The organism is Frankia sp. CoWAU3 (assembly GCF_977971855.1).
In genome coordinates this window covers 1-10385 of sequence record NZ_CDWWXB010000114.1, presented here as the reverse complement: position 1 = coordinate 10385, position 10385 = coordinate 1, and the positions used below count along the sequence as shown (strand labels likewise).

Sequence of the window (10385 nt, the reverse complement as noted above, 5' to 3'; positions counted from 1 at the left end):
GACCCGCGCCTTAACTCGCCTCACCGACAGCACCCGACCGGCAACGCCGGCCGGGCATTCGGCGAGCCCTCCCACGACATCACCGAACACTTACGGTAAGGGGATCATCCCGACCAGTTCGTGTAGTGCGCGGTGGGTGGTCGACCGGATGCTTGATCTCCTCGGCGTGTGCCCGGGAATGCGCGTGCTGGAGATCGGGACAGGTACCGGCTACAACGCTGCGCTTCTCGCGGTGCAGGCCGGTTCCGGTCAGGTGACCAGCATGGAAGTCGACCCGATGATAGCCGGACAGGCACGGGCGGCGTTGGACCGGACCGGCCATCCCGTGCGGGTGATCGCCGGGGACGGGACCGCGGGCTATCCGGCGGGCGCACCGTACGACCGTGTGATCGCAACAGCGTCAGTGTCGGTGGTCCCCTGTTCGTGGGTGGAGCAGACCCGGCCCGGGGGGCGGATCGTGTTCCCGTTCGCCGGTACCTTCGACGGGGCGTTGGCGGCTCTGGTCGTCGATGACGATGGTGCGGCCCGCGGCCGGTTCCACGATGAAGCCGGGTTCATGCGGCTACGGAACCAGCGGCGCGACCCGCATGTGTGGTGGCTGGGTGAGGACGACGCGGACGTCAGGCCCACCCGCCGGTATCTCCGCGAGCCTTTCGATGATGCGGCGACCGGGTTCGCGGTCGGCTTGTGGCTGCCGGGCTGCACGACCGGGGACATCGACGAAGGCGGCCCCGCGAACACCCTGTTGCTGTCTCACAGCCCGTCGCAGTCCTGGGCATCGCTGACCGCAGGCCTGGACGAGCACGAGATCACCCAGTACGGGCCGCGTCGACTCTGGGACGAGCTGGAGACGGCCTACGACTGGTGGATGAACTCCGGCCGGCCCTCCCGCGATCGGTTCGGGCTCACTGTGACTCCCGACGGGCAAATCTTCTGGCTCGACAGCCCGGACCACGCCATCCTTCTTCGCTGAGCCGGACCCGGGAGGGCGGAACGCTCCGACAGGCCGACCTGCCGGCGGCCGAAGGCCGCCCTTGAAGGGGCGCAGGTGGCACGCCGCTGGCGGCCCGACGGCACCATGCCAGCTGACCTGACCGACGCCCAGGTCAGCTGCTACGGCGCCATCGAGCGGAAGGCGTAGCCGGGCCGGCTCGCGCTTCGGGAACGGTCAGGCACGGTGGATCAGGATGTCGCCGTCGCCGGTACGGGCGCGCACCTCGACGGTCTCGTCGGTGGGCGCGGGGGCGTGGATGGCGGTCAGTTCGCTGTGCACACCGCCGCGTCCCGAGCGGACGTCCAGCAGGGCGGCGGTACCTTTCCGTACTCCCACTTCGAGCCGGCCGGAACCGGATACGAGCGCGACCGTGCCGCGCACCACTTCGCCGATCCGCACGCTGCCCGAGGCGGTCCTGGCCTCGACGCCCGCCAGCGCGCGGTCGACGGTGATGGCACCGGAGGCAGTGATCAGCCGTGCGTCCCCCGTCACCTCACCGATGGTGACGCCCCCGTTGGCCGTCTTGACTACCGCCGAGCCGTCGATCTCGCGGATCCGGATCACGCCGTTCGAGGTCTTGATCTCGGCGTGCCCGGTCGTGCGGCCCACGGACACGTTCCCGTCGGCGGTCCCCAGCCGGAGCCTGCCGGTCTGGTCAAGGTCAATGTTGCCGGTGGCGGTGTGGAAGCTGGAATCGCCCAGACGGCCCGTGCTCTGGATGTTGGTCATCGAGCTCGCCTCGACCCGCGAACCGGTGGGCAGCTCGACTGTCACGGCGACGGAGCCGTCCGACCCGAACAGCGAGCGGGCCGTCTTCCTGGGTGCTCTGAGGTGAAGCTTGCCTTTGTCATATTCGATGCAGGTCTCCCGCGCCGTCCGCACGTCGGTGTCGTGCGACGGGTCGCTCGGGCGTACCTCCACGACCGTGTCGGCACGGTCGCTCGCATTGATCCGGACGTGGCCGGTCCCGAGTTCGATGACGGCGAGGATCGGTTCGGGGGTGCGGAAAGTCGGCATGATGATCTCCTTGTAACGTCGTCATCCTGGACATGGTTTGCCCGGACGCGGTGAACGCTGGCGCGGTGAACGCGATGAACGCCGGCGTGGCTAACGCACCCAGCCGCTGTAACGCAGTCCCATCTGCTGGCCTGCGTGCGGACCGGTGCGCCGCCCCGCGGCACCGGGGTCGAGCGCGGCGCAGACGGCGTGCACCAGCCAGGCGTTGACGGACAGTCCTTCGTGCTCGGCCGCTTCATCGATGCGCGGTTTGAGACGCTCGGGGACGCGTAGCGTGATCCGCGAGGTACGTCCCTCGTCGTCCTCTGGAGCGGCGGACGGTTGCCTGACCACGGCGGCCTCGAAGTCGTCCGCATCCGAGTGGTCGGCCGGCGGTGGCGTCACGACAAAATCAGGGTCTCGCCCACGCAGGCGTACCTCGACCGAGCCCGGCGCCAACTCTCGGGTGATCTCGTCGGCGGCGGCCGACAGCGCCTCCAGCAGGGCGAGCCTGACGGCCGAGTCCAGCGGCAGGGCGAGCCGCTCGGCCAGCGCGCGGGCGTCCTCACCCGCGGCTTCCGCGGCTGCCGCGAGTTCCCGGCGGAGGTTCTCGACATACGGTGCAAGGTCCATGGCGCCATCATGGCACCAAGTTGACGTCATATGCAAGCTCTGGCGGCCAGTAAGACGTCACAGGAGCGGTCGCAGATGACGTCATGGACGCCGTCACCTCGGCTGTCCGGCCGGTACGGCTGCCGGCGGGCGGTCGCGCACCCTCGTCGCGTGCGACGACTACGAAAAGTAGCGATCGTCGGGGTGCTCTCATCACTGTCGCAGGCCTCGGCGATAGTGGGGCGACCCGCTCGGTGGCGGCGGTGAGCAGACGGGGGTGGATGTGCCGGGCGACGCGCACGGCGTCAGGATGCAGCCGCCGCGGGCCACGGATCCGGGGTCGCTGGGCCGGCACCGGGTGCTGGGCAGGCTCGGTGCCGGCGGGATGGGTGTGGTCTACCTGGCCGAGGGGCCCCTCGGCCAGGTAGCGGTCAAGCTGATCCGACCGGAGTACGCCGACGATCCGCAGTTCCGGGCGCGATTCCATCGCGAGGTCCAGGCGTGTTTCCGGGTCGGCGGTGCCCACACCGCCCGGCTCGTCGACTTCGAGCTGGAGGCCGAACGTCCATGGCTGGCCACCGAGTTCGTCGACGCCCCGGACCTCGCCGCCCAGGTCGCGGCGGCAGGCCCCCTGCCCACCGGGGAGCAGATCATCCTGGCGGCCGGGCTCGCCGAGGCGTTGGCGTCCATCCACGCGGCCGGCCTGATCCACCGCGATCTCAAACCGTCCAATGTGCTGTGGACCGCGGACGGGCCGAAGGTCATCGACTTCGGGATCGCCGCGGCGGCCGAGGCGCGCCCGCTGACCGCGGTGGGCGGAGTCGTCGGCACGCCCTGGGTGGCTCTCGCCGGAGCAGGCCACAGGCGGGGAGGTCACCGCCGCCAGCGACGTGTTCGGCTGGGGGCCCTGGTTTGCTTCGCCGCCACCGGCCAGCCGCCGTTCGGCAGCGGCTCCGCCGACGCGGTGGCGTCGCGGATCGCGGCCGCCGAGTTCCAGATCGACTTCGACCGGCTCGCTCCGGAGCTGCACGCGCCCGTCCGCGAGGCACTCGACCGCCAGCCGCCGCAACGGCCCACCGCGTTCGACCTGTGCGAGCGGCTCGTCGGTCACGCCCGGGGGGCGCGGATCCCGGTGACGCGCATCCTTCCCGACGCCGCCCGGACACCCACCCCACCGGCTGCACCGCAGATCCCGGCTTCATCCGAGCCGCGGGCACGCCGTCGCCGTCGCTGGCTGTTGGTGGGCGCCGGCACCGTCGTGATCCTCGCGCTCGCGGGGGCGCTCGCCGCCGTGCTGGTGATCGGGGGCGACAACTCGAGCGCGGACAACTCGAGCGCGGACAACTCGGCGAGTGGCCGGCAGCCCTTCACCGCCGACGCGCCGTGGCGTCTCGCTATCATCGACCAGATCGAGGGCACCGACAACGGGTGCACGATCACCGTGACCAGCGACAGCACCGGCGAGCAGAAGGCGATCAAGGAGGTCTACGGCGCGAAGACCTTCCAGGTACCGCTTGTCGGCGGTTTCCACTGGCGGGCCAACGACCCCGGGTGCTCGGTGACGGCCCGCTCCGGATCGGGGACGGCCGTCCTGCCCTTCGCCCAGCAGGCCGGCACCGGCGACACCGACGCGTTCGAGGTCCCCTCGGGCCTTGTCCGGGTCGAGGTCGTGGACTTCGCCGGCTCGGACGACTGCGGGCTGCAGCTCCACGACGCCGCCGACGGCCGGGAGATCAGCTTCGGCACCGCGGCCCGCGGCGGTCCGCCGTTGCTGCTGGACCCGAGCGGACGCACCCAGGTCTACCTGGCCAATCTCACCTGCGGTGTCCGGGTGTCGGCCGCCCCGGGCTGAGCGGGTTCTGTTCCCCGCTGCCCGGCACAGCACCGTAGCGGCCCGTACCGACCGGGCGGCCGTAGGGCCGCTCGTGTCACCGCGGTCCGCACGTTGACGGAGGCGGGCTGGCCGAGGTCGTCACCGTTGCGCGCGGCTGATGGTTACGGCCGGCTGTTCGTGCGCCAGGTTCATCAAAGTGCCATCTGGGCGACCACGGCGGGTAACACGTGGTCCGTTCGTTGGTCGGCTGTTTCCGGTTGGCTTTATGGGCGCTCCGTCGGCGAGGGTCATCGCCGCTGCGCTGGAGGACTTGTGGACCGTCGTCGCGTGCTCGCGGGGATCGTCGCAGCGCCTTTCGCCGCCGTCCCTCTCCTCGTCCCGGTAGCCGCGTCGGTCGCCCCGGCGGGCGCCCTTGGTTCCGGCGGTGGCCAGCGTCGCCCGACACTGGTGATCGGGCATCGGGGAGCGGCCGGCTACCGCCCGGAGCACACCCTGGCCTCCTACGAACTGGCCGCCCGGTTGGGTGCCGACTTCGTCGAGCCGGACCTCGTGTCCACCAGGGACGGCGTCCTGGTCTGCCGGCACGAGCCGGAGATCGGCGGAACCACCGACGTCGTCGCGCATCCCGAGTTCGCCGCCCGCCGGACGACGAAGATTCTCGACGGCGTCGCGACCACCGGCTGGTTCACCGAGGACTTCACCCTGGCCGAACTGAAGACGCTGCGCGCCAAGGAACGGCTGCCCGAGGTCCGCCCGCGGAACACCAGGTACGACGGCCAGTTCGAGATCCCGACGTTCACCGAACTGCTCGACCTGCGCGCCCGGCTGTCCCGGGAACTCGGCCGCGAGATCGGCGTCTACCCGGAGACCAAGCACCCGACCTACTTCGCCAAGGCCGGCCTGCCCTTGGAGCGGCGGCTGCTGGACATCCTGGTCCGGTACGGCCTGAACCACCGGGGCGCGCCGGTGTACGTCCAGTCCTTTGAGACCACGAATCTCTGCGAGCTGCGCACACTCGGCCTGCGCACGGCCTCGGTACAGCTGCTGTCCGCCACGGGCGCACCGTTCGATCTCGTCAATGCCGGCGACCCGCGGACGTACCAGGATCTGTCGACGCTGGCCGGGCTGTGGCAGATCGCCCGCTACGCGAACGGCATCGGCCCGGACAAGCTTCAGATCATCCCCCGGGCCGGGGACGGGACGCTGGGTACCCCGACCTCCCTGGTCACCGACGCCCACGCCGCCGGGTTGGTGGTGCACCCGTACACCTTCCGCGCGGAGAACACCTTCCTCCCGAAGGACTACCAGGTGGGCACCAGCCCCAGCGACCTCGGCCGGGCCGTCGACGAACAGGTCGCCTATCTCAAGACGGGCATCGACGGGCTGTTCACCGACCAGGCCGATATCGGCGTCCGCGCCCGGGCCGTCGCCGCCGGCCTTCCGAACCCCGGACCCCCACCGGCCGGCCACCACGCCACTCAGTGACCCGCCCCACTCAGTGACCCGCCGGCAGGTCCGCCTCGACATCGGACAGCCGGTTAACCGAGGGTCGGAAGCACCCGTTCGAAGAATTCGTGGTGACCGGCGAACGTGAGCTCCAGCCGGGTGAACTCGTGCGGCGTCACCCAGCGGGCGTCGCTCACCTCGCCCGGGTCGAGGATCAGTTCCTCGTCGGATCCGACCTCGGCGGTCCACCAGCGCAGCTGGTAGCTGCCGTCGTCGGTGTCGCATTCCCAGACCTTCGCAAGGGGGGTGACCGCCAGCCCCACCTCCTCACGGACCTCGCGAACCAGCGCCGCCGCCTGGCTCTCGCCGGGCTCGATCCGGCCGCTCAGCGGAGCCCAGTAGCCCGGTCTCCGCGCCTGCGGCCCACGCCGGATGACCAGTACGCGACCGGCTCTCAGCAGCACCGCGACCACGGCCTGCCGTTTGCCCACCGCTGCCGTCACGGGAACCAGGGTAGGGAGGAGGCCGGCGTCGCGACGGAAAAGTGTGGAGGGTTGAGTGTGGAGGGTTCGGCACGGCCCGCAGGTCGTGAACCGTGCCTGACCCTCCGCGGTTCAGCCGACACCATGATCGGGAGGATCGCCGGACGTCGCCGGATACGGACGGCGACCGTGCTGGTCAAGGGATGATTCCCATCAAGGGGTGATTCCCCCTCGGGCGACGAGCTGGGCGGCGATGACGTTGCGCTGGATCTCGTTGGTGCCTTCGCCGATGATCATGAGTGGGGCGTCACGGAAGTAGCGTTCGACGTCGAACTCGGTGGAGTAGCCGTAGCCGCCGTGCACCCGGACCGCGTTGAGCGCGATCTCCATCGCGGTTTCCGAGGCGAACAGCTTGGCCATCCCGGCTTCCAGGTCGCATCGGTCGCCGGCGTCGTAGCGGTCGGCGGCCAGGAGCACGAGCTGGCGGGCGGCGGTGTACTTGGTGGCCATGTCGGCGAGGTAGTTGCCGATGGACTGGTGTTTCCAGATCGGCTTGCCGAAGGCCTCGCGTTCCTGGGCGTAACGCAGCGCGTCGTCCAGCGCGGCGCGGGCGACACCGAGGGCGCGGGCGGCGACCTGGATCCGGCCGATCTCCAGGCCCTTCATCATCTGCGCGAATCCGCGGCCTTCCTCGCCGCCGAGCAGCGCATCGACAGGAACATGGTAGTCATCGAAGGACAGCTCACAGCTTTCGACGCCCTTGTAGCCGAGTTTTGGCAGGTCCCTGGACACGGTGAATCCATCGCCGGGTTCGGCGAGCAGGATGCTGATGCCCCTGTGCCTGGGCTCGGCTTTCGGATCGGTCCTGCACAGCAGCGCGATCAGCTGGGAGCGGCGGGCGTTGGTGATCCACGTCTTCGCCCCGTTGACCACGTAGTGCTCACCGGCGCGGCGGGCGCTGGTGGTGAGGGCCTGCAGGTCGGAACCTCCAGCGGGTTCGGTCAACGCCATCGTGGCGCGGATCTCACCGCTGGCCAGTGCGGGCAGATAACGCAGCTTCTGCTGCTCGGTGCCGAAGGTGAGGATGAGTGTGGAGACGACGGTGTGGCCACCCATCGCGCCGGCCAGGCTCATCCAGCCGCGGGCGAGCTGCTCGGTGACCTGGACGTAGCAGGGGGTGGAGACGGCAACCTCGCCGTAGGGTTCCGGAATGGCCAGGCCGAAGATGCCGAGCTTTTTCATCTGCTCGATGAGCTTCTCGGGATAGTCGTTGGCGTGTTCCAGGTCCCGGGCGACCGGGCGGACCTCCCGATCGACGAAGTCGCGCACGGTGTCGACGATGGCTTGTTCTTCTGCGGTCAAGGTACTCACGCCGGGTCCTCTTCGGCTGGTCCTCTTGGATGGCTCTTGGATGGCTGGTCCTCTTTGAGTGGGGGGCCGGGGGTCGGCGGAGGTCAGATGACGCCGTCGGCACGGAGTGCGGCGATGGCGTTATCGGTGCGGCCCAGGCTGCGCAGGATGGTGTCGGTGTGTTCGCCGAGGGCGGGAACGGGGTTCATCACCGGGTCCAGGTCGGTGAGGGTGGCCGGGGGCAGGAGGGCTCCGATGTCGCCGCCGGGGGTGGCGACGGTGCGCCACCGGTCGCGGCCAGTCAGGACGGGGTGGTCGAGGAAGTGGGCGACGGAGTTCAGTCGGGCGTTGGCGATACCGGCTTTGGCCAGCAACGCCAGCACTGTGCCGGTATCGAGCGCGGCGAATCGGTCCGCGATCACCCCGTTGAGGGCGCCGCGGTGGGCGACGCGTGCGGAGTTGGTCGCGAAGCGGTGGTCCTCGGCCAGGGTCGGGTCGTCGAGCACGATCCGGCAGAAGGCGTGCCATTCGCGTTCGTTCTGGATGGCCAGCAGCACCGTCTGGTCCTCGGCGGTGGTGAACGGGCCGTAGGGGGCGATGGTGGCGTGCTGAGCGCCGACCCGTGCAGGTTGCCGCCCGCCGTACCGGGTGTAGTAGGCCGGTGAACCCATCCACTCGGCGAGGGCCTCGAACAACGACACCTCGACCGCGGAGACCGACCCCGTGGTGGCGCGCCGGTAGAGGGCGGTGAGGATGCCGGTGTAGGCGTACATGCCGGCGGCGATGTCGGCGACCGAGATCCCGGCCTTCGCCATCTGGTCCGGGCTACCGGTCAGCGACACGAGGCCGGTCTCGCACTGCACGAGCAGGTCGTAGGCTTTCCGGTCGGCCCAGGGCCCGTCGGTACCGTAGCCGGAGATCGTGCAGGGGATCACCCGAGGGTGCCGGTCGGCCAGGGACGAGGCGTCGAGGCCGAGGCGAGCGGCGGCGCCGGGGCCGAGGTTCTGCACCAGCACGTCGGCCCCGGCCAGCAGCTCCTCCAGAACCGCGCGCCCCTCGGCGGTTTTCACGTCCAGGGTGAGGGATTCCTTGGAGCGGTTGAGCCACACGAAGTAGCTCGACTGGCCGTGCACCGACACGTCGTAGCGGCGGGCGAAGTCGCCGCCGTCGGGCCGTTCGATCTTGATGACCCGCGCGCCGAAATCAGCCAGCTGGCGGGTGGCGAACGGGGCCGCGACGGCCTGTTCCAGGCTGACCACGGTCACCCCGGCCAACGGCAGCGGGACGTGCGGCGAAGGGGAGCCCGGCGCGGCGCCCGACTCAGTGCGGTGCCGCTGGTGCTCGGTCATGTGGTGCTCGGTCACGTCAGGCCGCTCCTTTGGCCAGGCAGGTGGTCTGCCAGCAGCGTCGCGGCACGCGCCCAGTCCAGTCCGGTCAGCAGCGCGGGAACGTCGGGGCCACAGTCGGCGATCTTGGCGTGCAGGTCCTGGTCCGAAGGTGGCCGCCCGGGCGACCCGGGTGGCAGCCGCTGGCTCACCGAGTACCGGGCGCCACCGCTGAGGGTGAGCGTGATATCGATGCGGCCGGAGAGCAGCCCGTCACCGCCGGGGGTCTCGGTGACGGCTACGAGCTGGAGCAGACGCTGGGCTTCGGGTCGGGTCACGGCGAGGTCGGTGAAACTCCCGAAGCCGGGATGGGGGTCCAGCAGGGCGGCGGCGATGGCATATTCCAGGCTGAACTTCCCCTGCAGCCCGGTGCGGGGCCGATGGTGGATCAGTGGCTGCACCGCGCCCGCGGGTGTGCTCACCTCGATCGCGGTGATGCCCGAGGCGACGACGTCGGCAGGCAGGTGCTCGCGCAGCGCGCTGATCGGGCGTTGCAGTGCGTAGCAGCAGGGAAAAATCTTGATCGCCAGCCCGCCGGGCACCGCCGGGCCGGTCACGTCGATGCGGTCCGGGTCGCCGCCGACCAGTCGTAGCCATGCGTCCAGCGCGGTCGGATCCGCGGTGGCGCCGGCGGCGGCCAGCCTCGCCGCCCGAACTCCCGCGTCGGCGGCGAAGCCGACCTGCAGGGACTTGCCGGCGGAACCGAATGCCCGCTGCACCCCGCCGGCCGCGGGAACCGAGAGCGCGATCGCGGTGGCGATCCGCTCGGCCGACAGGCCCAGCGCCACCGACGCGGACACGGCGGCGGCCGGCGCCCCGGCCGTACAGGTGGCGTGCCATCCGCCGGCATAGTGCGACCAGCCCAGCGCCACCCCGAGCCGTGCCATCATCCCGGCCCCCGCCAGGTAGGCGCGGGCGTCCCCGCCGACGGCCAGCGTCGCGGGGACGCACACCACGCTGATGTGGGTGGTCGACTCCAGGTGCAGGTCGTCGAAATCCAGGACGTGCCCGACCGCCGCCCAGCGCGCCGCGTCCGGCAGCCCGGCCGACAGCGCCACCAGATCGTCCTGCCGAGCGGCGAGCGTGACCGCTATCGTGTCGAGCAGCGAGCGCTGCGCCGGGTCGAGGTCCGCGGCACTCGGCGCGTAGTCGTGCGCCCACCGGGCCAACGTCTCGGCGGTCGGTTCCATCCACAACTCCCGACTCCCGCCAGCGCGGGGCCACACCTGGATCGCCCGTGTCCGCGGCGCACATACCCGCCCGGAGAATAATGTACGGCCAATAGT

The 10385-nt window shown here is 70.6% G+C and carries 9 protein-coding genes; 3 read left to right on the top strand and 6 right to left on the bottom strand.

The window, feature by feature from the left end; all coding sequences use genetic code 11:
- A partial coding sequence (locus AC08ON_RS11485) for a methyltransferase domain-containing protein (RefSeq protein ID WP_476607587.1) occupies nucleotides 1–973 on the top strand: 973 nt, incomplete at its 5' end.
- Nucleotides 974–1168: 195 nt separating this feature from the next.
- On the opposite strand, the gene AC08ON_RS11480 is transcribed toward AC08ON_RS11485, so the two are convergent.
- Complete coding sequence (locus AC08ON_RS11480; protein ID WP_476607586.1) at nucleotides 1169–2011, bottom strand: DUF4097 family beta strand repeat-containing protein; 843 nt, start codon at nucleotides 2009–2011, stop codon at nucleotides 1169–1171.
- A 90-nt stretch (nucleotides 2012–2101) separates the two neighbouring features.
- The gene (locus AC08ON_RS11475) at nucleotides 2102–2623 is read right to left on the bottom strand and encodes a toxin-antitoxin system HicB family antitoxin (RefSeq protein WP_476607585.1); all 522 of its coding nucleotides are present in this window, start codon (nucleotides 2621–2623) and stop codon (nucleotides 2102–2104) included.
- Between the two features lie 256 nt (nucleotides 2624–2879).
- Here AC08ON_RS11475 and AC08ON_RS11470 point away from each other — a divergent pair, with 256 nt between their 5' ends.
- The gene (locus AC08ON_RS11470; protein WP_476607584.1) at nucleotides 2880–4454 is read left to right on the top strand and encodes a serine/threonine-protein kinase; all 1575 of its coding nucleotides are present in this window, start codon (nucleotides 2880–2882) and stop codon (nucleotides 4452–4454) included.
- A gap of 294 nt (nucleotides 4455–4748) precedes the next feature.
- A complete protein-coding gene (locus AC08ON_RS11465) occupies nucleotides 4749–5921 on the top strand; it encodes a glycerophosphodiester phosphodiesterase (RefSeq protein ID WP_476607583.1) in 1173 nt (390 codons plus the stop codon).
- A 53-nt stretch (nucleotides 5922–5974) separates the two neighbouring features.
- Here the strand turns inward: AC08ON_RS11465 and AC08ON_RS11460 are convergent, their stop codons facing one another.
- The 4 genes from AC08ON_RS11460 to AC08ON_RS11445 all read right to left on the bottom strand — a co-directional run bounded on the left by AC08ON_RS11460 (nucleotide 5975) and on the right by AC08ON_RS11445 (nucleotide 10289).
- Nucleotides 5975–6385, bottom strand: coding sequence for an NUDIX hydrolase (locus tag AC08ON_RS11460; protein WP_476607582.1), 411 nt, complete (start codon nucleotides 6383–6385; stop codon nucleotides 5975–5977).
- A gap of 192 nt (nucleotides 6386–6577) precedes the next feature.
- Nucleotides 6578–7735, bottom strand: coding sequence for an acyl-CoA dehydrogenase family protein (locus tag AC08ON_RS11455; protein ID WP_476607581.1), 1158 nt, complete (start codon nucleotides 7733–7735; stop codon nucleotides 6578–6580).
- An 83-nt stretch (nucleotides 7736–7818) separates the two neighbouring features.
- Entirely contained in the window at nucleotides 7819–9078 is a 1260-nt protein-coding gene (locus AC08ON_RS11450; protein WP_476607580.1) for a CaiB/BaiF CoA transferase family protein, read from the bottom strand.
- On the bottom strand, nucleotides 9075–10289 hold the full coding sequence (locus AC08ON_RS11445) for an MmgE/PrpD family protein (RefSeq protein ID WP_476607579.1): 1215 nt from the start codon (nucleotides 10287–10289) through the stop codon (nucleotides 9075–9077). Before AC08ON_RS11445 ends, AC08ON_RS11450 begins: the two co-directional genes overlap by 4 nt.
- Nucleotides 10290–10385 lie beyond the last annotated feature (96 nt).